Origin of the sequence: Halogeometricum sp. CBA1124 (genome assembly GCF_009741955.1) — an archaeon.
Classification (GTDB): Archaea; Halobacteriota; Halobacteria; order Halobacteriales; family Haloferacaceae; genus Halogeometricum; species Halogeometricum rufum.
In genome coordinates, this window is the sequence record NZ_WPCD01000005.1 from 13697 (window position 1) to 34258 (window position 20562).

Sequence of the window (20562 nt, forward strand, 5' to 3'; positions counted from 1 at the left end):
AATAGTCACACACATTTATGGACGAACTTCTCATCCCGTAGTAGGAAGTTGGGCCGTACGGAACGGTGCTACCTACTGCTAATTGACTCCCATTACGCCCCAACAGAGCAGTCGTGCGTGAACGTCATCGGCTTTCACCAGCGTGTCTTGATACTCGGTTGATTCGCCAATCACCTCCTCAAGGAACTGCTCAACCTCGTCGAATAACTCTTCAACCGGCCACGCCATGAGGCGGTCGTATTCGGAGTGGTTGCGGAACCGCTCTCGAAGGAGTCGGTCCTCGTCCGTATTCTGAAGTTTAACGTCCGTAAGCCGATTTCGGAGCTGTTCAGCGCGCTGGCTAACTGTTTCAATCTCACCAATCGGCTCGCTCAAAGCTCCTGAAGAATTGTCGCGCAGATGCTGGAGATATTGGATAAGTGTCTCCTGTTCTTTCGAGAACGAGTCCCCTTGCTCGAATTCGCCTCTTTTTTGAGTTGTTCGAATCGACGAGAGTCGGTCGTTCAAGTGGTTCTCGATGGCTTCACGTTCGTCAAGCAACTCGCTCACGTCGCCTGAGAGTGGTTCACCATCGTCCTTTGGCGAAATCTTGAGCATCCGCACCGAGGGTTCTCTCACCTCGTTATCGCCGAACGGGAGATAATAAAATGCTCGTCGGGTGCGCCCGAGAGGTGCATCAGATCCGTCGTCAAACCACATATGCGCGAGAGCGAATACCCCGGGTCGCGGTCCACTTGCTGACCGGGAGACGTGAGTATAGTGAAACTCTCGGTTACCGGGTAGTTCGTCAAAGTATTCCTCTGCGTACTCGAAGTCGTCCATATCAAGGCCATAATCGATATTCAACTCTTGTTTGAGTAGATACCGCTCGAACGCCTCATCCTCGTTACTTCCGGCGTTGCGGAGAAGAGGGTTCGTGGAGGTGTCATCCAGTTCGTTGTAGTCGTCGACCTCACGAGATTTTCGCAGAGACTTCTCGATCTCCTCGACTTCTAGCTCCCCGATAGTCTTCTGAGTCTCGACGCCCGCCCGTTCGAGAATCTGGTCTTCGTTCGGGTCAAGGATGTTATTTTCCTTGCCGACGATGAGAGCGATGTCGTTAATTTTCGCCTGCAGACGCTTGAGAAGTTTGATGGCCGCCTCGATGTCGCCGTCGGGATAGAAGTTGTGGACGTGCTTGTCTGCCGTCGAACCGATGCGGTCGATGCGCCCGACGCGCTGAACGATGCGCATCGGATTCCACGGGAGGTCATAGTTCACGACTCGATGAATGTCCTGCAGATTCACCCCCTCACTCAGCGTGTCGGTTGCGACGACATAGGTGAGTTCGTTCTCCCCGGACTCCGAGAGTGTCTCCTGATACCCTGCCGCATCGGGTGCAAATCGCCGTACTATGTCCTGCTTATTGTCGTCACCACCCTTGACCACGGCGCTGTTGTCGCTCGTCAGCGGTGAGTTCTGGTTGTCGCGGAGCGTGCGGTAGACGTAATCGGCGGTCGCACGGTATTGGGTGAAGATGAGAACTTTCCCTTCGTTGTTCTGGAGAACCTTAGCGAGTTCGTCGATCTTCGGATCGCGGAACTCGCGGAGGCGGAACACCGCTTCGTAGAAGTCACGCGTGAATTCGTCGGCTTCACTCAGGTCACTCCGAGGATACAGGAGTGGGTTCTGCTCGTCCTCCGAAAGCTCCGGCAGTACGCCAGCGTGGTGGTCGTGGAGCCACTGACGGACTGTGACCGACTGGTCACTCACGTCGCCGCCATGCTTGGCCACGTCGCCTATGAACAGTTGGAGAAAGTACGCGAGGAGGGTGAGGTCCTCGCGGATGTATGTCTTGACCTCGGCCACCGTCGCATCTGCGAGTTCGTCTTGCTCAGTGGCGTCCCCACCATCTGCGCGGACTGCCTCAGTATCGAAGCCGAACTCTTCGAGTGTTTGCTCGATGTCCTCGGCGGTTTCCTCGTCCTCGACGAAATCTTCGAGCGTGACCGCCTCTTCACCGTCTTGTACCGCCCGCAACTTGTCGATCTTCTCTTCCTCAGGGAGACTCTCCAGTAGGCCGAGGAGCGTGCGCTCGCTTTCGTGGAGTGTCTGGACAGACTGGACGAATGCGTACGTTGACGACTCCAACCTCTTCAGCAGGTTGAGCTTGTAGAGTGCTTTGAGCGTACTGCCAGCCTGCGGGTTCTTGATAGTGATGTGGGGAAGGTGGAGCGCGTCCATCACGTCCGGCAGGTAATTGTAGATGGGTTGGTAGGCGTCCGGGAGTGAGTACTGCTCCTTGTGAACCTCGGGCGGTTTGAAACTCATTTCGAGGTCCTCGTCATCGAGGATTTTGTCCTTGACGTGCTTGCGCGTCCGCAGGACCATCACCTCGTTCAAAATGTTCGAAATTTCTTCGGACTTCTGTTGGAGTTGACTGGTGAGGTTCTGCTGTTCTTCGTCGCTGACTTCCTCCTTTCCAGCGGCGGTTTTCTTCCGTTCAGCAGACAACTCGATGTAGTCGCCGAACGCACCGAAGTTGTAGCCGGACTTGTTTCGAATCTCGTCCTCTCCTGTGAACAGACTGATGAGGTTCTTGAGGTCGGTCGCGGAATTGTTGATGGGCGTCGCAGTCAGCATAATCATCGTCTTTCCGCGAAGCAGACGCAGGTTGGCGTGGCGACGAGTCCCCTTATAATCATCCTCGTGGTCGGGTTGGGGTCGCCACTTCCCGTGATTGCGGAAGCGGTGGGCTTCGTCGATGAGGACAACCTCGAACTCATCGCGGAGATCCTGTACCTCCTCGTGTTCGAGGTTCTGGAACTTGCTGATGCTCATCACTTCGAGATGGGTACCGTCCACCTCCAGCCCGAAGTACGGCTTTCCCTCTTCGTCTGTGTCGTCCTGTAGGAGTGTCATCCACTGGTCGGTAAGATTCGCTGGGACGAGGAGGAGACAGCGGTCTCCCTGCTGACGGTAATCGTACAGCAACTCGCCTCCGATGAAGGACTTGCCGAGCCCGACCGAATCGGAGATGATACAGCCGTTGTACTGCGCGAGCTTCTCCCGGGCACTCTCGTACCCGATGGTTTGGAAGTAATATAGCGGACTATCACGCGTTCCAACGTTCCCTCCCAGTGTGTCGTAGGCGAGGAGCTTGTACAGTTCGAAAGGTTCGAGGTAGGTTCCCAGCTCTTCGCTCGTTTCGTCGTTTTCTTTCTCCTCTTGTTGGTCTTTCCAGTCCTGATAGCGTCCGCTGTTCTCGATGACCTTGACGACTTCTTCGCTGAACTCCTCGGCGTTTGCCCACTGGTTGTCGTACCAGCGTTCGAAGGCCTCTGCGTCGCCACGCTCTTGGCTGGTGAGATTGAGTTCGATGTTGTTTCGATGCCCTGTCTGAGAGAAGTTTGACGACCCCACTACAGTAGCTGTTGCACGCTTATCTTCGTCTCCCTCACGTGCGGCTGGATCGTCTGAAGCGGCTCGGAAGCTCGCCCCCTTTGCGTGGAAGTAGCCCTGCTCCGGGGCACGAACGCGGACGTCAACAAGTCCGTCTGCGATGAAATCACGAAGTCGGTCGAGACGGTCTAGTTGGGCGTTGTTCAGATTCGTGATGTCATTTTTTAGCTCGGTCTTGAACTTGTCTCGCAAGTTCTGCCCCTCTTCGATTTCGCCTGCTGTTCTCTGATCCGTCTGTCGTCCCATTAGAATTCGCAAGGGCGCGGACTCTAGTTCATCTGGGTCAGCCAGATTATCGAGATCGTCTTTGTACAGGTCGAACCCAGATAGGTAGAAGTAGCCAGTTGCGATACGAACCTCTTCGCACTCTCGAATAATCTTCCTGTAGACGTCTTCGAGTTTGGAGTCGGTGTTATCAACAAGCGGGTCGAGGGCGAGCATCTCTTGTCGGGTCACAGGAGGGATTGGACTGTTAATGTTTCTTAAAATTGAGTAGCGTCTCTCGGCCCGGTTCGGCTTGGCGTGTTGAGATTCATTCGAGAATAGCTAGCAAACTGGCAATCGTGTCACGGGGAACGTAACCCGGGATCAAAACTGGAAGAAGCCTTATAAATATCTCGTCCTGACTGAGAGTATGGTCTCCGAAACCGAACACTCCAACAACCAGTCACTAATGAACAACCTCCGCACCACTGTTGAGCTTGTTCTTGGGAGTGTTGAGACTCCGATCCCACACTTCGAACTAAGTGACCTCACCGTTTGCGACCACAATCAGGGAGTAATCGTGTTTCCTACTGCGTCTAACGGATTCATCGACGTCAGTCAACAGGCGGCTCTCACCGAAGCGGATATTCGCTGGGAGTTCGCGATGGATGATAAACTTCCGAACAACGAGGATCAAAATCGAATCATAGTGACTGGCGCTGGTGATAGTAATTGCAGTTCCAGTAAGGCCGAGACACCTCGTCCGGTTACCGATGAAGCTACGCTCAACAACCTTCTCTGTCGGCACTTCGCTGGTAGACACGAAATCCTGTTTTACACTGCCTATGACACACAAATAGAGTTTCAAAAAGAGATTGACCTTGCTTCTGAATCAATTGAGGTGATAGGAGAAGGTGAGGATTATGTGGTTATTGCAGGCAACGAACCCTTGAACGGGATTGTGAGAAAGTTCAGTACCGGCACATGGACAGACGAGACTACCTGCGCAATCACGAGATCTATTCAGCTCCTTCACAACGACCTCGCTGAACAAATCATCGACGAAGACGATCTCTGGAACGCTCACGACCCATTTGACGTGGCGATCGTATTCATGGAATAAGCAATCTACCCTGTTCAACCAGATGTAACTGGTAGTCGAATATCGATGTATTGTTTACAGTTGCGGGCCTGTTCTCTGAAGAACTTGAGTTGTAACTACTCGTGGTAGCTCAAGCTTGTCTGGTAGATACGTCTGAATTGTAAGATGACGGAGTTGTTGAGGATGCGTTGGAATGGGTCTCCGCCAACTGAACCCACGAAATTGCCCATATTGAATGCTCGCATCTTCGTTGGGCCTTCTCGTCACCAGCGTCTACTGCACGGTGGCCCGAGATTCTTCAGCTTGAAGTCCGACGCCGGGACATAGCGTTGCATCCAGTCCGCGAGTTGCTGAGTACGGTCGATGTCCGCGACGTTGTGGAGAACGAGCGACTCCCAATCCCCATCATAGTCCGCCGTAACTGCTTCGCTGGAGTCCTCATAGGGGTCGCAGTGGTCGCCGCCGATGAGCGCGTCGTACGCGCCGCACAGGTCCCCAATTTCGGTAGGACTGTCCTTGCTATCCACTGTCGTGTTCACACGCTTCTGGACGATAGGCATCAGGTCCGCGTAGGGAATGTCGTCGAACGGCCACGGCACCTCGTTGAACCCGCATCTGGTTCGCAAGAACGATAGGTCGAACCCACCCCGCCACGTCTCTCCGTTGAACGCGACCAACATCCGATTCTTGCCGCGAATGCGCTCATTAGCCTCATCGCGCAGTCGGGTCAGTAATTCCTCCTCACCGTCACAGACGTGGAGACTTATCGCATCAAGCCCGCTCTCCTCCCGCACGCGCTCTTCCAGCCGGTCAGAAACAGTTCGTCCGTTAGAATTCAGGAGTATGAGTGCTCCCAGCGGAAGCCGGAGACCAGCGACTGTAATCTCGTCGCGCATCAGGAGTCCTTGAGTCTCGATGTCGAACGCGATTGGTTCAAGCGGTTCCTTTGCCATGCTCGGGTGGACGAAACCCGGGAGAATAGGTGCTCCCTGTACAGCGGAAGTGATAGATTTTCAATATTTGGTTAACTCATTCGGTGGGCGGTGCGAACATCTGACCACACTAGGTTGAGTGGAAGTGAAACAAGGGGTAACCGGGAAATTAGAGTTCACTCCACGTCCTCTTCAAGCGCGGCACCCGCGTTTGCGTTGCCCCACACGTACTTGTCCACTTCCTAGTTGCCTGCATCACGTGGAACTCCTCTGCACTCACCTGATATTCTCGCTCGGGCCCACTCGCTATCTTCCTACATTCCCGAACCAGATTATCCAAGAAAAGTAGTCAGGACGACGTTCGCCCATCTACAATTCGGTCATCCACTCCTTGGTGAACACGAATACCGGAAAGGTCGTGTCGGGCTTTTTCGCAGTGGACTTCACGTCGGGATACGGTACGAATGCAACACGTCCGATACCGTTTGGCTCCGGCTTGTCGTACTTGAACGTACGTCTGAATGCTCCGGCCTGAAAGAGTGTTTCCAGTTTCACGTTCTCGCCGTACGTACCCACCTCAAAGGGGAGGAGACAACGACTGTCTGCGACATCGAAGTACTGGCCGCTTGCTTGGTACTCTCGACCGACTACGTAATCACGCCCGAGATCTTCCGCGACGTGCCAGCAGACGACCGCCATCATATGCTGGTGTGTCGAACTTCCAGTATTGTCCCACTCCGCGCTCTTAATCTCGTGTTCGAGACGCTCGATTTCTCGCCTCTGAGCCCGTCGCTTATCTATCTCGTAGCGGTACACATTCAGGAGTCCCTCTCGAACATACTCCTCGAATCGATTAACGAGAGATTCTGGACCACCAAGAGCCGGTCTGACGCCCTTGACACCGACTTCCTGCCAGTACTCCTCCAGTGAAGCCAGTCCCGTATCCATCGTTCTCCCACGCCACGACTCTCGGATGAGGTCTGATGAGACGTTTAGATGAAGCTTCGCCTGTTCACCCATTCGCCACGTTGCGGCCCGAGGACTCTCCCGTGCAAGCCAACCCATCGACTCCATCTCACGGAGGACGCGGCGGACAGTATATCGCTCCCCCTTCTCGAAGGGCAAGTCACTAATACGGAATTTGCCGGTCTTTCGTAACTGTTTCAGACTGGCATCCCATACATATCCTCTGCTCATGTGATATGGTCCCTCTGGACACGATAATACGGTAGAGGATAATGGGTGCTCCTATTTTCCACTGTGAGGGTAGTTGACCAAAAGTGGTGTACTGTTCATCGTGGGAGAGGGGACTGGGAGGCGTAATTCGCTCTTATTCCCCCTCAGATATGCGGAGGTAGAAACTTGATTTGCGTGGCAGGGAGCGGTAATGGGGTCTAGAAGGGGGCGTTCTGAATGAGGTGTGTCCCAGCGCGTTGCGGGCAACCCGGGCGACCATCTACGTGCGTGCGTGGACAGGTGTGTTCAGTGAGACGGCACCTCCCAGTCCACTTAGAGAAGTCCTACTCAGGGTAGCATCAGGACGGGTTGCGCCGCCTATCGGAGGCCCCGCTCACTCCCGGGTGCTTGACTAGAACTGATGAACTCTTTTCTTTTTCGAAAACTCAGAATCCACAAGAGTTCTATCGGCGGTTGGCCCCATCCTGTCGAAAGCCCGTGGAAATGAACAGGACGAGGAAGTGAGTGAAGACGGGCTATTGACAGATGGTATAGAACCGTGTAATCGGGCGGCTTGTGTGTGTCAGGCGTATGTTAATACCAATAGGGTTCCCCGACGTAGACGGTTACGTGATGGCGACGACAACCGAGCCAGTACGCTCGCTCGACAAACTGGACAAGCGTATCCTCCTCGCACTTGACGAAGACCTGCTCTCGGCCAAGGGCATCTGCGACGCATGGGCGTTACCCGAGTCCGATGAGGCGCGGGTCCGCTACCGTATCCGTGAACGTCTCGGTTGCGGTGACGATGCGCTCGTTTGTGTCTATAGGGCCGAGAAGCTCCCCGGTGGTATCAGCGACCGACACATCTACTCGCTCACGGACGCAGGCGCGGGGCTCGTAAAGAGTAATCGCGAAGAACTCACGACGCCGGAGAGCATCGACGAGCTTCGCGAGGACCTTGACCGTGTAGACGATACTGCACGAGCGGCGGGCGAGGACGCGGATGAAGCTATGGACGTTGCCACCGCCCAGCGTGAGCGCATCAACAAACTCCAAGCTGAGAAGTGTACCATCAACGACCGCTCGAAGGAGAACCGCTCACGCGTGCAAGACCTCGAACGCGAGGTGTTCGCGATTGACTGGGACGATTCTCTGAGCGAGCGTATCGGGGTCGTCGAGGAGGCCTCCATTAACCGGGCGAGCGACATCGAAGACCAGATTGAACGTCGCGAGCGGCAGTACCGGAGTGACTTCGCGAAGCGTTCCGACCTCCGTGACGTGCAGAGTACCGCCCAGCGCGCGTCGAACGTCTCCCAGAACGCGTCGGAGCGTATCAACGAACTCAAAGAAGCACTCGAAGCGGAGCGGGCACGCGTTAATGAACTTGAACGTAGGCTAGCCGCCATCGAACGGGCCTCGGACAAGCCCGGGGGCATCATGCGGTACTTCTACGACTAGGTTCTGAGGGATTTCTTTCTCCCGGGCTCCCGAAGACTAAGAGGTGGCACTGGGTACATACCTCGACCGCCGAGCAGAACGACCAGTCGGTTGCGGCCTGAACGAATCCACCTCTTTTCTACCCCACGTGTTGCGACCTCCGAAGGTTATATTTCACAGCCTACAGAGCGGTTCTGTGACTCCCTTTAGAGCATCCTGTTTCCGAGGCAGAATTGACCTACTCCCAGCGACTACACTGCCGAACGAAATCTAACAAAGTTGGTAGGTGCGGGGAGGGTGTTTTTGTTAGGTGATGGGGGAGAAGGAGAGAGACCGGAGACAAGTTTATATATTCGTTCATCTAATTCAGTAATAACGATACATCGATTCCCATGAAGCCCTCTATTTGCCGCCTCCGTTAGCCGAGAGTCTATCGTCGTAAACCGTAATTCGTACCTCCACACCGACAATCGGAGCCATTCTGCACCTAACAACTTTGTTAGTTTTGCGGGGGTATCGGAAGAGTCCCTCGAAAAGTGAGTAATATGGAGTTAGAGGCCCTGAATCGTTGTTCTGTCTCCGATTTGCGTCTGGCTGGACTAACAATTAGTTGTTGGGTCTGGATAGTGGTTCTCGGAGGTCATCTTCCCCCCTCGTGAAAGGTGGTGGTTGAGTATGCCCAGCAAGAAAAGCAGTCTGAACGGGGTGTGTCGTCCGGGCTCTTGTACAGGGGGCACTCTTTGCATAAGACGCATATCGGTTGATAGAGTCTACGGGATGGCCGGGGTCGGAATACGTATCGGATTAAGCAAACTCAGGCGACGTTGAGGACGTGTCGCCCCAGCCCCGGCGGTTCCTACCTCCATTAGGTACTCGTCCAAGCTCCCAACCGTGTGTTACCGCCTACTGGTGCAGTAAGTGCTACAAATTGTAGCAATATTGACGCCGCTCGCTAACAAGCTTGAGACAGGTGAGCGGAGAAGCCTGCAACAGAAGATCTACCATCTACTGGGTCGAACTCAATACGGTATGGTTGGTCGGAGTTGAGGCAGACCATCGCGGGATCGTCCGCCCTTCTCCGACTCCTTTCACCATTCAGCGGTTCCGGTTTCGCTCATGCTCAGGGTTTCCGAGGGGCTCCAATACCCCTGCCCACCTCGGACAAATCCACAGAAGCTGAGAGGGTTTGACATTCACGTAGTTTTGGAAGAACAGAGTTACCGCGTTGGAATCAGTTTCAGACGGGACGACGTGCGTTTCGCTCGGTTCCTGATGGCCGCCGCCTCTCCAAGTAAACGGTCAACCTCATCCTCTGTCTGTTCTATCGTCTCAGCTATCTCCTGCATCGTCATCTCCTCATGTTCGTACATCAGGTGGGCTCTGACCATCAAGAGCGCGTGGTCACGGCTCGCACCCCGGTCGTTCCCACGAACGTTGGTGTTGAAGAATGTATCCTCTAAAGCAGTCTCCGTGTCGGTCAGCCGTACCGATGCACCCTCTTCGTTCGTACCCTTGAGAGTTACCGTCTGTCGTGCACGGTCGATTTTGTCGTTTACGCGATACTTGTACGTCCACGCCGTGCTCTCGGCCACGTCAAGGGCGTCTGCGACGCCTCCGGCGACATCCCGTCGTGCCACAAGACGTACGCCCGCGCCTCCTTGTTACTTAGAAACGTCTCATCAGCAATCAGGTATGAGCTGTCCATACGAAAGTTAGGAAGAGCAGGTATTAAGGTTTTGCTACAATTTGTAGCAATCCAGTACACCGCGTCGCATCCGTACCAGCGACGTGATTTCCAGATGGCGACTCGTCCCACGCAATTCACTGTTGTGGTGGATGGTTGAACCGTCTACCGTTGAGAGTCTACTCCACGTCATCGTACTCCGCTTCCCAGCCCTGCTCGCATCTTCTACATGCACACGTGTGGCCAGTCTTCTCGCAAGGGTGGGTATAGGAGAGTTCTGACTGGGGGTGTGTCCCGGGTTGATGCTCGCGGCTCACGTCGGGCGCACTGTGCACGGGGAGTAGGCGCGTGGGTTTGATGAACGAGGATCAGGCGTTATAGGAACGCTCGCACGGGACATCAAACATCTGGAATACTAACAGTCCGAGAGTTATCGACATTATCCCAAGCGTCGCGACCGTCACAAGTCTGCCGGTCAGAAGACCGACCATCGACGCGATACTCAGAACGACCGTGAGGGTGGCCGTGACGACGATAAGTGCCCGGGTTGTCTCACTCGTCATCCCTTCGCCCCTCGCCGCCGCTGAACAACCAGTACAAGCTGATGAAGCCCACGACTACGGCCCCGACCAGCACAATAGGAGTCATCACCTCCGAGCGGACCCCGACGGAGAGGGCGACGAGCCCTCCGCACGTTGTCCCAACTGCCACGACCACATACAGTGTGTCGAGACTGCTGGTTTGGGGAGCAGGCATCAGAGTTCGTCGGCGTCCTGATTCTTCTTGATGAATTCATCTATCGGTGGTGTCTCAACCTCGCTGTCTTCCTCCATCTCCCGCATCCGCTCAGCGTGGCGGTAATAGTACGCGAGCGCCTCATGCACGTCTGCGAGTGAGATACCATACTCACTCGCGACCTCGGCGGGTTCCAGTCCTTCCCGGGCGTACGCCGCGTACACCTCTTGGACGGTCACATCCGTGCCGTCGGTGTGCGGTTGGCCGTTTCGTACGTTGGCGTCGGAGACGATGGTCATTCGTTATCCTCTGAGTCCCGTCCGAACTTCAGCACGTCTCGAAGGGCCTCCTTGGTCGCCGTATTGCCGTTTGCGATGTTGTCGATACCTCGGAGGACTCCCTCGGGGACGAGGAGCGCTTCACCATCATCGTCGGTACACGTCGAGCCCTCAAAAGAGCGCCGCGCGGTCAATCGTCAGCTGGGGCGACCCGGAGGTCGGAGAATGGTCTGAGTAAGAGGGTAGTCTACAGGTCCTATGCCTGCTGGATGTCTGTGATGACTTGCTGGCGGTCGTTCCGGTGGCAGGCCGCACGCTGTAAAAGTCCAAGCAGACGATGTGCGAACTGGGATTGAGGTCATAGTGAATGTTGTACCCTCGGTGCGGCCCCATCGTGATGACAACGCGCCACTGGTCGTCGATGGCATCTTCGATGTTGGTCGCAACTTCCAGTTCACCCGGACGAACGCAGTGTCTTCGATCTCTCAGATGTCGTCGAGATTGATGGGATCCGGTACGTCGAGCGTCCCGCTCTCCGTGGCGGGGATGGGCCCCAGCCGAACTAACGTCGCCCGGGCTGACTCGGCGTTGGATCGAGCACCCATTTTGCTCCTGTTGAACACTTGATGAACTACGCGTTGGACCACTACTTCCGCTCACACGGGCCCGGATAACCTGTATTGTTACCTCGAATCGGAGGTATTTGCGTTCTGGAGGCGCGCAAAGGTCCCTTCGACTCCCAGATATGGTCATATCGGGTGTGGTCAGCTTGATCAGTTCAAAATAGCTCCCACAAGTTGAACATCGGCCCGGCGATATGGTACCCTTCGTCGTCGCGCTCGATGATGTCAAGCCGTTCGAGTTCGGCCATCGTCTCCGGCGGAATCTCGTGCTCGTGTCGCGAGACGCGTTCACCCCGGGCGAGTCGAGCGTAGAACTCGTCGTACTTGTCTAAGTCCATACAGAGACAACGAGAAGCGAGTGCAACGGTGTTACCTCGAATCATAGTGAACGTCGCACACACTAGGTACCGCTCCGACGTTCGGATGTTCTGAATGCTCACTGTTTCAAGGGAGCGAGCGACGGTCAAACGCTCGCCAGCCCCCGAACGATACTGGAGGGCCCGATGCCCATGCCGCCGGGGAGAAGCGAACTCCCCGTGATGCGAACCAGCGCAGTTAATGGCGTTCCTCCGCGAGCAAGTCTACGAACAGACGACGATATTCGGGGTCTTCGATTTGATCCAGCGGTCCGATTGTAGACCACCACGTCTGCCCCGGGGTGAGTCCCACCGGAGGAGACCGGCGTGTGAGTTAGCCCGGACATCGAAGACGACTGCGAAGAGTAGCTTATCGCATCGGAGGGGAAATATTGAGTATCGTGTCCGTGATGACGAGATAGATGCTCCTGCAGATTGTGGCGATTGTTGCAAGCGCGTTTGCCGCTCTCTTCGCGTATCTCTCGTGGAGGGATTCTGTCCTCACAGATGCGTACAAACGTGAGGAACACTTGCGCAATCGACTTGCAGATCCGCCACTGGGTTTCGTCACCGACCATTACTTCATCCAAGTCTATCGAATCCGTTCTAAAGAGCGCGAAGGGTGGCTTTACGGTTTGAAGAAGTACTCTCCGATTGGAGTCGTTGAGGGCCAGACACAGGTCACTCTTTTGTTCAATTTCGGCGAGGGATTAGGGCGAACGATATTCGACCACGAGGGATACGCCGAGTATCTGGAGGACATCGGAATCACATATCTGCATTCAACGGATACGGGAGAAATTATCGGTGGAGAGGACTCATCATCCACGCTCACACTGATTATCGATTCCATAGATCCGATGGATGTCGAAGACATCCTGACCCAGTACCGAGTTGCTTTGACAGACTTCCACGACTCCGAAGGAGAAGGGCGTCAGGAGCAGGAAGCGGCTCGTGAGACGGAGTAGTCACCGTCGCTGAAAGTAGCTGTGGACTCAGCGGAGAATATCGAACTCGTCGAGATCGTCTCTGGACCGAGCTTTGTCCTGCACATCGGAGTGTACGTGGACGAGTTCGTTAATGAGGTTGTCGCCCTCGGAACCGTCGGGGAAATGGAGAAGTCGTTCTGCAACTGGGGATGTCACGGGCGATGCCCGCGAGCAGGCCGTCATCAACGTGGAAAGGTTCAGCGTCATCATCGACGACGAAATTGGGTATGAATATTCTCGCTCCTTAATTCGGCCCGAAAGAGAGTACGTTTCGTGAGCTATCTGGTGGATAAGTGGGGTCGAACGACGCGACGTAGCAGTCCACGCACAGCCAGTTCAACTGGCATCGCTGGGGCGGGTCAAGGAATTTAGTCATCCTGCAGTCGTCGCACGGACGCCAGACGGGTCATTCAAGCCTCATACTTCGACGGATGCTTCATCTGTATCCCGGGGAATCCATCGCTCGTCCGACTCGATGGCGCGGTACACGTGCTCGTTGTCGAGAATGCGTTTGATACGAGCGAGGTCGCACCCGGTAGCGTCTCGAATCTGACGATACGAGTGTTCGTCGTAGTCGCCGTGCCCGTAGCGTCGGTCAAGAACGTCGATGGCCGTGTCGAACTCGTCCCCGGTGACGAGCGCAGTCTTGTCGTCCGAGTACTTGGTGCCGTACTTCGGCGCACCGTGGTAGTAGCCAGCTTCGATCTTCTTCTTAATCGCCCGTGTGAGTCGCTCAGATTCTGCACCCTTGCCTTTGTCATCGGAGAGCGCGCTGAATACCTCCATCAGCATGTTGTCGGGCAGGGCGGGGTCTACGAATCCACGGTGGTACGTATGGAACTCCATACCCCACTTGTTGTTGATGTCTCCGAATACGTCGATGCGTTCCAGCGAATCCCGACCGAGGCGGGAGCCGTGGGCGACAACCAGCACGTCGAACTCGCCGTTCTCCGCGTCGGTCAGCATCTTCCGATACTTCTCCCGGGAGTCATCCCATCCAGACGAGTACGGCCCTTCGTTGTACACGTGGTCGAGTTCGAGCCTGTCGTGCCCCTCACAGTACTCCTTGATGTCATCGATTTGGTTCTGGATGGAGGTCTCACTGTTGCGGGAGAGTCGGACGTATCCACGAGCACGCTTCATCGTGCGCTCATCACCTCGAAGATTCCGTCTCGGTTTACTTCGAGTTCGGTGATGACATCCACGTCGTCCGAGAACGACCATAGCGTGTCGGATGACTCGATACCGGTTTCCATCTTCATCAGATTGCGCAGGTCAACGCGCGGATCTACCGTGATGGTGAGTGGCCAGCCCACGCCGTCGAGATTCTTCGTCCGCCAGTCCACGCCGCACCCCGGGCAGTAGTTCGGCTGGTCGTCGCCCGAGTATTCGTGGTCGCACTCGCCGCATCTCATTCGTTATCCCGAGCGACTACGCTCACGCGGAGGCTGTCGGCGCTGTTCACCTCCCAGCTCAGTTCAGCCCCGGAGAGACCCATCGCCTCGACGAGTGCCTTCGGAACGGTCGTTCGGTACTGGGTTACCTCCCGGGTAGACCCATCGTCGTTCTTGACCTCGTAGGAGGTCTCAGTAACGGTTGATTTTGGCATACCGTGATTAGTACTACACGTTGCACTACTATATGTGCTCCTAGGGGGTGTTTCGACTTTCGAGATACCCGAAACGGATATGTCCGGTTCGACCGGGTTTGCATATAGATGCGACATTAGTTTCGGCGGATGGACCCGACTGTGCGTCAGCTTAACGGGGGTGCCACTGTCAGAGCCAGAGAACCGATAACAGAGAGACTAACCAGTGTATGGTACGTGACTTAGACGAGATGTTCGGCCTGATGGATGAGTCGCGTCTGTTGTCGGTAGAGTGTAATTGTTTAATTTATAACAGATTTTGGCAGATTGGCAAGTAAATCTCAACAGGAGTATTTTGGCATAGTATATATACCGTCGGATTGCCAAACCAATTCGAGCTCGATTCTCTGAATTATATTTATATACTCCCATCGCATCAATTGGCATGAATGGACGAAACAGATCAGAGTTCGTTGGAAAGCCTCCTCGTTGATGAAAACGCCCTGAACGAGGAACTATTAACTGACATCCTAAGGGAGTATATACGAATCGGACAGCAGAGCGGTGAGATAATACCGAAATCCGAATTTCAGTCCCTCACGACAAAGGAAAAGACTGTTGTCGTTCTGCTAGCGCAACGGGCACTCGCACAACTCGACATGGCCGAGTCTGAATGGCTGAAGCCCTCAGAAATCAGCGATATTGGACGGATGAAAGACGGTACTGTTCGACCGATCCTCAAGAAGTTGAAGGGGGACCTGTTGGAAAATGAAGATGGGAAATATCGCGTCCCGAGCTACAGCTTTGAGGCCGCCCGGTCGCTCGTGAATGGAGCGCGCGATGAGTGAGAATGAGGCGTCCCTTCGGGACGAGATGGAAGCCCTCTCTGAGCAGGTTGAACAATTGACCAAGCGAGTTTCCGAAATAGAGCGACGAATCGATGGCAAGGAAGAACTCTCATACACAGGGAGTCTTCGGGCGTTTGTTGAATCGTTTGAACCGGAAAGCCACACTCAACGTGCGTTGGTTATCGCATACTACACCGAACAGTTCTCTGAACGTGAGAACTTCACTATCGACGATATTAAGGATGGGTACCGCGAATGTCGAGTGAAGCCACCCGCGAATATGAGCGACGTTCTGGCGGGCATGGGCGAAAATGATTGGCTCTTGCGCGATGGAAAGCAAAACGGAAAACAGCTCTGGCGTCTTACCTCAACCGCACAAAGTCTAGTGCGGGAACGAACTACAGATGGCACTCAAGGATAAAATACGGGAGCAGTTAGTTCCGAAAGAGGAGACAATCCTCGAATCAAACCTCAGTCGTGTTGAGGCTCTTCTCCAAATCCACCAAGACGGAACTATCCACATAGCAGATGAGTACCGGGACGCGAATGCCGAAGTTCGTATGCTAATCTACCTTATCGGCCAACGGTTTGCGTTGGAAGGGGGATTAACTGAGACGGACACTGTCGAAACAGATTTTTTTTTATAACCTGTTTGACCGAAGCGATCGGACGGTTCGTAACGACCTGCAGAAACTCCGCAAAGCGGGACTGGCTACAAAAGAGGGACAAAGTAAACACCGTATCGTCGTGGAGAATCTCCCGACCGCGTTGGACACCATCGAGAATTCGTCTGTGAGCGGCGACTAATCAACGAAGTATCCTCCTCACATGAGTTAACCCTTGAAGGCGTGCGGGCGTCAGGAAGTAGGTCATTATCGGACATGTCGGACAACCCGGGCTATCCGAACAGTGTCCGGTTCGTGGGACGTATCTGACGCCCGGGTAACAGACAATATAGGCGACCCCGATACTTCGTGCATGGACGGGAGCGGCCACTTGGAAATCGGGTTCGGCGGAGATACTGGTGTGTCGGTACACTCAACAGAAGACGAACTGCGGCTCGTCATCAAGTCCACGGGCGACCACGAGACGTCGATGTCGGCGGTACTCGACCCTGACACCGCGCGAGACCTCGGAGACGAACTCGTCTATCGTGCCAACCGACTTGATAGTCGGTCTGATTTAACGAGCGAGGATGAAGCGACCACCAAGGACGCCCACGTGAAGTCGAACACAGTCAAACCGTGGCGGTACTCTCTCTTACGAGTGCTCCGTAGTTGGTTCGGCGGTGGTAACTAATCACCGTCATCCGCGTTGATGTCGCAGGGAGCTGTACACGCGTATGGGCGGGAGTGACTCTTCTAGGGTGAATATTTTAAATAGTTTCAGACATATCTTGAGACGACTGTCCCCCATGCAACAACTGGTTCGTAGTGGTGCATCACCATCTTACCTCCTATCCGGGTGTCGTCGGAAGAGGAACTGGATATGTTGGGCCAAGCATCGGAATCCTAATATCCGCAAAAAGGTTCCGTTGGACCTCTCTGAATGGAACGAAACCAGCCGTGAATACGGTTCGGGGGATTACAGCAACAAGTCGAATTGGATGTCTTTCGACGAAGCATTCGAGCGAAGCCGAGAAGATAATTCGATTTCAGGATTCGGCTTCGTAATGATGCGAACTCCCTACTGCTATATCGATATTGACAACTGCGTCAACCCTCAGTCACTTGAAATTGACGACGAAGTGTCTTCACTCATAGATGAGGTAAACTCCTACACGGAGATCTCGTCAAGCAACACCGGCCTGCATATCATCGGGCGAGGAAAGGCCTCATCTTATGGATGGGCTCCCGATCATTTGGACATCGAAATCGGGGTGTTCGACGGGAGTTGGGTTGATGTAACACTCCAGCACGTATCATCCACACCGAGAGAAACTAACAATATCCACCACGTGATTAACGAACTCTGCGAGCGGTACGACATCGAGACGCACGGCGGGTGGGACTAATCAGATTTCAGAATAGCGTTCACTTCTTCCGTATCAGATTCCGCCGTCGCTTGGACTTCTTCCTCGGATAGGCGGTTGTACCAGAAGTTTGTGGTTCTCGGTGACAACTGGTTTATTTGGTCTCGTGTTCGGGCAAGCTCTCGGAAACGTTCTCTCTTCTCGGCAACTGTAGTGGTGTCGTCATGCATCTCCACGTCGATGAAGCTCTTGAAGTCTTCGTAGAGGGCGTGGTGCCTGTCTCCGGCGCTGAAATGCTTTTGAGACTTCACTCCAAGTTTCAGTACAGCCTGCGACCACGAACCGATGGCGACTAAGAACGCGATTGTGATGAGGACCTGCTGAGAGACTGCATCCCATAGAAGGGCTACTACGATGGCGGCAGTGCCGCCAGCCACGAGAAGGTTCATCGCGATTCCAGCCTTTTCGTAGGCTTCGGCCATCTTATAATGCGTTTTGAACGTGTACCGGAGGCCGTTCATCATCTCAGCGCACCGCTCTCGCATCGCATCCGCATTCGGGGGTTCGTTTCTGTTTACAGTTGAACCCGACATACTTTAGAAGCTGTTCTACAGGGTAATGGTCTTTGGGACGGTGGTTGAAAGGCTTGTAATCGGTGTATTATCTGCTATAGTTCAGTAGTTATCTAGTAGTTTTAGTAGAATTATCACCTCGTATGGGCGAGTCGGGACTCATTCAGTCGTCAGTATCGAATCCTAGGCAGTTATCAGACGCACCAGATAACCCGGGCTACCCGCACAGGCGAACGATGGCCGACCTGCGGAGCTACTCCGCTTCTGTGTCGTAGTCAACGCCAAGTAGGTCTCGAAAGTGGTTCTCCAAGTCGGCCCGCATCTCGGGAATCTCCTCTTCGGTCAGCGACTTCCAGTTCTCTTGCCACTCCTTGATGTCTTCCGACCCACTGTTCGGCGCACTCGGGTCGTGTATCTTGCGAACTGAGAAGTCGTGGAACATATCTCGATACTCGTTCAAGAGCGATTCCATCGTCTCGCAGACTTCCGGCGGGAAGTAGATTTTATGTTCCTTGTAGTACTGCCGGAACGTCTCCCCCGACTCGGCGGCCTGCTTGATTTTCTCTTCCGAGGAGGCATCACTTCGGATACCTGCTGGGTCAACGAGTGACCGCATATCCTCGTCGAATTCGGTCAACCGGGCGTAGAACGTACTGATAACTTCACCACGCATCTCATGAAGGCCCGAGAATCGTATGGACTCCTTGTTCAGTTCGCTCTGGAACGCCTGTAGTTCCTTGTCGAAGTATTGACGAATTGCCTGTTTACCGAGATAGCCGACTAGACCGGCGACGATGGTGAGCGCGCCCAAATCTCGAAGAAGAGTATCCCACGGCATTTGAACTGTACTGGTGACATATGATACAAAAAACCAAGTCACCCACTAGCCAACGACTCGGGCGTAGGGGTTACTTGATGGCGGCAACGAAAGAAGAGAATACGGATTTGAACGACTGTGTAGAACCGATGACCGAGGACGCCCATGTGCGGCGTACCTCGGTCAGGCCGTGGCGGTTCTCGCTCTCTCGGGTGCTCCGCCGTTGGTTCGACAACGGTGGCTAATCATCGTCATTTGGATTGATTCGCAGGGAGCCATATGCCCTATTCGAGGTCGTCAGTATCCTGCTCTTCGTCGTCGAAATGGCGGAACATTCTGTCGAGTTGGTCAAGGCTAGTGAGATGGTGCCGAAAAGTCTCGTGAGGTTCTATAGCATCCTCTGCCGCGCTAAGTGCGAGCGCAACCCTCGCAAACGCAAGATTCCGTCGCGTGGCCTGCCAGTTTTGGAGCGTCTCCCTGCCAAGTAGCTGGTCTTGTAGTGCCGCATCCTCGGGTGTATCCGCGCCAGTTTCCTCGCGATATTCACGAATCCGCTCCTGCATCTCCGAGACGCGGGCGACGAGCGTGTCGGCATCGACTCTATCGCGGATGGCGCGGGCCTGTTCCAACACCAGTGACTCTAGTGACCTCCGATACATCGTGCCGCGTTCTGAGTCGTCGGTCTCCTCGACGAATCCATCCTCCGTAAGATGAAGCAGGTGCTTGTGTGCTGTCTCCTCGCTGGTTCGCGCACGGTCAGAGATGTATCCAACCGACTCAGGCACGTACGTGTGCTCAATCACGCTCCGCACGCGCTCTTCGGGCGTCGTCTCATCTATCCACTCGTCTTCGACGCGCTCGTTCACATCAGAATCATCTCCCCCAAAAAGGGACTCGCCCGCATCGGTCGGCGTCGTTCCCTTCCAGTTCTCACGGCCCGAAGTTGCCGCCTCCAATCCGTGATTGCCCGGGTGCTCATCTGGGGATTCGTTGCTGTCGTCGTCTCGGTATTGCCGCATCTTTAGAGCGTGATCGTAATAGTAAGCAAGTGCTTCGTAGACGCGTGGGAGAGCGACTTCATATTTGTTAGCAATCCCTGCGGGCTTCATTCCCTCTCGGGCGAATGCGTTGTAGATTTCGATGACACTCACCGACGAACCATCGATATGGGGTTGGCCGTCGCAGACGTCCTCCGTCGAGACGATGGTCATATTTTCCTTTCGGTGTCAGTTCTCAAAAGAGCGCCGCGCTCAGTCGTCCGGCGAGTGCGCCCGTGGTCGGTCGCCGTTGTCTGTCCGCGCAGGTCAACCTGCTGTCGCAGTCGCACGTCGGCGTCTACAACTCGACGGCGCGTTTGCCCATCACAGCCACTTTCGACGACCGCGTTAGCAAGATGGCTTCACTTCGAAGTCGGCGGTATCTTGTTTGTCACCACACCGATCCTTCGCTCAGAAATTGAACCGAAGGAGGGCTCATTATTCAAATCAGAGATTCTTCATTTGGGAGCGTAAGCTGTAGCCGCCAATTTGCGGATCCGATTGACAGGATTAAATTAATATACTTTTGATACGTCATTCGTAATATACAGGATTTCCCTAAGAGGACCCAATATGCCGAACCACTTGGAAAACTGCAGTCGAGGGTTCAGATCGTTCGATAAGAACATAAGAGCCTACGACATAGTTGATTGTCCTAGTCTGCCGGGTGTACCATACACTGCACAGGAACTATCTGTTGAAACTATGGATGGGTGGTTCTACCGATTCAAACGGCTATCTAAAGAAGAAAGGTGGTCATTTCTGAGA

Annotated in this window: 21 protein-coding genes; 7 read left to right on the top strand and 14 right to left on the bottom strand. The window is 54.4% G+C overall.

From position 1 onward, the window contains the following. Positions 1-78 precede the first annotated feature (78 nt). Positions 79-3882 (bottom strand): helicase-related protein, encoded by a 3804-nt coding sequence (locus GJ632_RS01335; RefSeq protein WP_191451807.1) that lies wholly within the window; start codon positions 3880-3882, stop codon positions 79-81. A 193-nt stretch (positions 3883-4075) separates the two neighbouring features. Here GJ632_RS01335 and GJ632_RS01340 point away from each other — a divergent pair, with 193 nt between their 5' ends. After that, positions 4076-4768 carry a hypothetical protein gene (locus GJ632_RS01340; RefSeq protein ID WP_191451810.1) on the top strand — a complete coding sequence of 231 codons (693 nt, stop codon included), beginning with the start codon at positions 4076-4078 and terminating at the stop codon, positions 4766-4768. Between the two features lie 242 nt (positions 4769-5010). Here GJ632_RS01340 and GJ632_RS01345 read toward each other — a convergent pair whose 3' ends face one another. After that, positions 5011-5700, bottom strand: coding sequence for a ribonuclease H-like domain-containing protein (locus GJ632_RS01345; protein ID WP_191451811.1), 690 nt, complete (start codon positions 5698-5700; stop codon positions 5011-5013). A gap of 348 nt (positions 5701-6048) precedes the next feature. Beyond that, the gene (locus tag GJ632_RS01350; RefSeq protein ID WP_191451813.1) at positions 6049-6804 is read right to left on the bottom strand and encodes a hypothetical protein; all 756 of its coding nucleotides are present in this window, start codon (positions 6802-6804) and stop codon (positions 6049-6051) included. Between the two features lie 684 nt (positions 6805-7488). Here GJ632_RS01350 and GJ632_RS01355 point away from each other — a divergent pair. After that, positions 7489-8316, top strand: coding sequence for a hypothetical protein (locus GJ632_RS01355; protein WP_191451815.1), 828 nt, complete (start codon positions 7489-7491; stop codon positions 8314-8316). A gap of 1196 nt (positions 8317-9512) precedes the next feature. Here GJ632_RS01355 and GJ632_RS01360 read toward each other — a convergent pair. From GJ632_RS01360 to GJ632_RS01375, 4 genes are all read right to left on the bottom strand, one after another. Beyond that, positions 9513-9932, bottom strand: coding sequence for a hypothetical protein (locus tag GJ632_RS01360; RefSeq protein WP_191451817.1), 420 nt, complete (start codon positions 9930-9932; stop codon positions 9513-9515). Positions 9933-10347: 415 nt separating this feature from the next. Continuing rightward, on the bottom strand, positions 10348-10542 hold the full coding sequence (locus tag GJ632_RS01365; RefSeq protein WP_191451819.1) for a hypothetical protein: 195 nt from the start codon (positions 10540-10542) through the stop codon (positions 10348-10350). 192 nt (positions 10543-10734) lie between these two features. Beyond that, entirely contained in the window at positions 10735-11013 is a 279-nt protein-coding gene (locus tag GJ632_RS01370) for a DUF433 domain-containing protein (protein WP_191451821.1), read from the bottom strand. Between the two features lie 757 nt (positions 11014-11770). Continuing rightward, positions 11771-11953, bottom strand: a complete 183-nt coding sequence (locus GJ632_RS01375) for a hypothetical protein (RefSeq protein WP_191451823.1) — start codon at positions 11951-11953, stop codon at positions 11771-11773. Between the two features lie 440 nt (positions 11954-12393). On the opposite strand from GJ632_RS01375, the gene GJ632_RS01380 reads away from it, so the two are divergent. Further along, positions 12394-12939 (top strand): hypothetical protein, encoded by a 546-nt coding sequence (locus GJ632_RS01380; protein WP_191451825.1) that lies wholly within the window; start codon positions 12394-12396, stop codon positions 12937-12939. A 27-nt stretch (positions 12940-12966) separates the two neighbouring features. On the opposite strand, the gene GJ632_RS01385 is transcribed toward GJ632_RS01380, so the two are convergent. The 4 genes from GJ632_RS01385 to GJ632_RS01395 all read right to left on the bottom strand — a co-directional run bounded on the left by GJ632_RS01385 (position 12967) and on the right by GJ632_RS01395 (position 14569). Next, positions 12967-13170 (bottom strand): hypothetical protein, encoded by a 204-nt coding sequence (locus GJ632_RS01385; RefSeq protein WP_191451827.1) that lies wholly within the window; start codon positions 13168-13170, stop codon positions 12967-12969. Between the two features lie 207 nt (positions 13171-13377). Next, complete coding sequence (locus GJ632_RS01390; RefSeq protein ID WP_197427805.1) at positions 13378-14103, bottom strand: recombinase family protein; 726 nt, start codon at positions 14101-14103, stop codon at positions 13378-13380. Then, the gene (locus GJ632_RS21775; RefSeq protein ID WP_197427806.1) at positions 14100-14375 is read right to left on the bottom strand and encodes a hypothetical protein; all 276 of its coding nucleotides are present in this window, start codon (positions 14373-14375) and stop codon (positions 14100-14102) included. Before GJ632_RS21775 ends, GJ632_RS01390 begins: the two co-directional genes overlap by 4 nt. After that, positions 14372-14569 carry an AbrB/MazE/SpoVT family DNA-binding domain-containing protein gene (locus tag GJ632_RS01395; protein ID WP_191451831.1) on the bottom strand — a complete coding sequence of 66 codons (198 nt, stop codon included), beginning with the start codon at positions 14567-14569 and terminating at the stop codon, positions 14372-14374. The genes GJ632_RS21775 and GJ632_RS01395 overlap by 4 nt, the downstream gene beginning before the upstream one ends. A gap of 428 nt (positions 14570-14997) precedes the next feature. Here GJ632_RS01395 and GJ632_RS01400 point away from each other — a divergent pair, with 428 nt between their 5' ends. The 4 genes from GJ632_RS01400 (at position 14998) to GJ632_RS01415 (ending at position 17410) form a co-directional block, all read left to right on the top strand. After that, the gene (locus GJ632_RS01400) at positions 14998-15396 is read left to right on the top strand and encodes a hypothetical protein (RefSeq protein WP_191451833.1); all 399 of its coding nucleotides are present in this window, start codon (positions 14998-15000) and stop codon (positions 15394-15396) included. A 25-nt stretch (positions 15397-15421) separates the two neighbouring features. Continuing rightward, positions 15422-15817 (top strand): hypothetical protein, encoded by a 396-nt coding sequence (locus GJ632_RS01405; RefSeq protein WP_191451835.1) that lies wholly within the window; start codon positions 15422-15424, stop codon positions 15815-15817. Positions 15818-16044: 227 nt separating this feature from the next. Next, complete coding sequence (locus GJ632_RS25700; RefSeq protein WP_394351771.1) at positions 16045-16203, top strand: DeoR family transcriptional regulator; 159 nt, start codon at positions 16045-16047, stop codon at positions 16201-16203. Positions 16204-16810: 607 nt separating this feature from the next. After that, complete coding sequence (locus GJ632_RS01415; RefSeq protein WP_191451837.1) at positions 16811-17410, top strand: hypothetical protein; 600 nt, start codon at positions 16811-16813, stop codon at positions 17408-17410. Here the strand turns inward: GJ632_RS01415 and GJ632_RS01420 are convergent. The 3 genes from GJ632_RS01420 to GJ632_RS01430 form a co-directional block, all read right to left on the bottom strand. Then, entirely contained in the window at positions 17407-17961 is a 555-nt protein-coding gene (locus GJ632_RS01420; protein ID WP_191451839.1) for an SLATT domain-containing protein, read from the bottom strand. The genes GJ632_RS01415 and GJ632_RS01420 overlap by 4 nt on opposite strands. A gap of 232 nt (positions 17962-18193) precedes the next feature. Continuing rightward, positions 18194-18751 (bottom strand): hypothetical protein, encoded by a 558-nt coding sequence (locus GJ632_RS01425; protein ID WP_231751234.1) that lies wholly within the window; start codon positions 18749-18751, stop codon positions 18194-18196. A 290-nt stretch (positions 18752-19041) separates the two neighbouring features. Further along, positions 19042-19968, bottom strand: a complete 927-nt coding sequence (locus GJ632_RS01430) for a DUF433 domain-containing protein (protein WP_191451843.1) — start codon at positions 19966-19968, stop codon at positions 19042-19044. Positions 19969-20562 lie beyond the last annotated feature (594 nt).

Bases quoted from the DNA above. Each gene is read 5' to 3' on its own strand.
- GJ632_RS01405 (WP_191451835.1), top strand. From the start codon at position 15,422: ATGGAAGCCCTCTCTGAGCAGGTTGAACAATTGACCAAGCGAGTTTCC.
- GJ632_RS01420 (WP_191451839.1), bottom strand. From the start codon at position 17,961: ATGTCGGGTTCAACTGTAAACAGAAACGAACCCCCGAATGCGGATGCG.
- GJ632_RS01335 (WP_191451807.1), bottom strand. From the start codon at position 3,882: ATGCTCGCCCTCGACCCGCTTGTTGATAACACCGACTCCAAACTCGAA.
- GJ632_RS01345 (WP_191451811.1), bottom strand. From the start codon at position 5,700: ATGGCAAAGGAACCGCTTGAACCAATCGCGTTCGACATCGAGACTCAA.
- GJ632_RS21775 (WP_197427806.1), bottom strand. From the start codon at position 14,375: ATGAGATGCGGCGAGTGCGACCACGAATACTCGGGCGACGACCAGCCG.
- GJ632_RS01400 (WP_191451833.1), top strand. From the start codon at position 14,998: ATGGACGAAACAGATCAGAGTTCGTTGGAAAGCCTCCTCGTTGATGAA.
- GJ632_RS01395 (WP_191451831.1), bottom strand. From the start codon at position 14,569: ATGCCAAAATCAACCGTTACTGAGACCTCCTACGAGGTCAAGAACGAC.
- GJ632_RS01370 (WP_191451821.1), bottom strand. From the start codon at position 11,013: ATGACCATCGTCTCCGACGCCAACGTACGAAACGGCCAACCGCACACC.
- GJ632_RS01390 (WP_197427805.1), bottom strand. From the start codon at position 14,103: ATGAAGCGTGCTCGTGGATACGTCCGACTCTCCCGCAACAGTGAGACC.
- GJ632_RS01375 (WP_191451823.1), bottom strand. From the start codon at position 11,953: ATGGACTTAGACAAGTACGACGAGTTCTACGCTCGACTCGCCCGGGGT.
- GJ632_RS01340 (WP_191451810.1), top strand. From the start codon at position 4,076: ATGGTCTCCGAAACCGAACACTCCAACAACCAGTCACTAATGAACAAC.
- GJ632_RS01365 (WP_191451819.1), bottom strand. From the start codon at position 10,542: ATGACGAGTGAGACAACCCGGGCACTTATCGTCGTCACGGCCACCCTC.
- GJ632_RS01380 (WP_191451825.1), top strand. From the start codon at position 12,394: ATGCTCCTGCAGATTGTGGCGATTGTTGCAAGCGCGTTTGCCGCTCTC.
- GJ632_RS01385 (WP_191451827.1), bottom strand. From the start codon at position 13,170: ATGATGACGCTGAACCTTTCCACGTTGATGACGGCCTGCTCGCGGGCA.
- GJ632_RS01355 (WP_191451815.1), top strand. From the start codon at position 7,489: ATGGCGACGACAACCGAGCCAGTACGCTCGCTCGACAAACTGGACAAG.
- GJ632_RS01430 (WP_191451843.1), bottom strand. From the start codon at position 19,968: ATGACCATCGTCTCGACGGAGGACGTCTGCGACGGCCAACCCCATATC.
- GJ632_RS01415 (WP_191451837.1), top strand. From the start codon at position 16,811: ATGCAACAACTGGTTCGTAGTGGTGCATCACCATCTTACCTCCTATCC.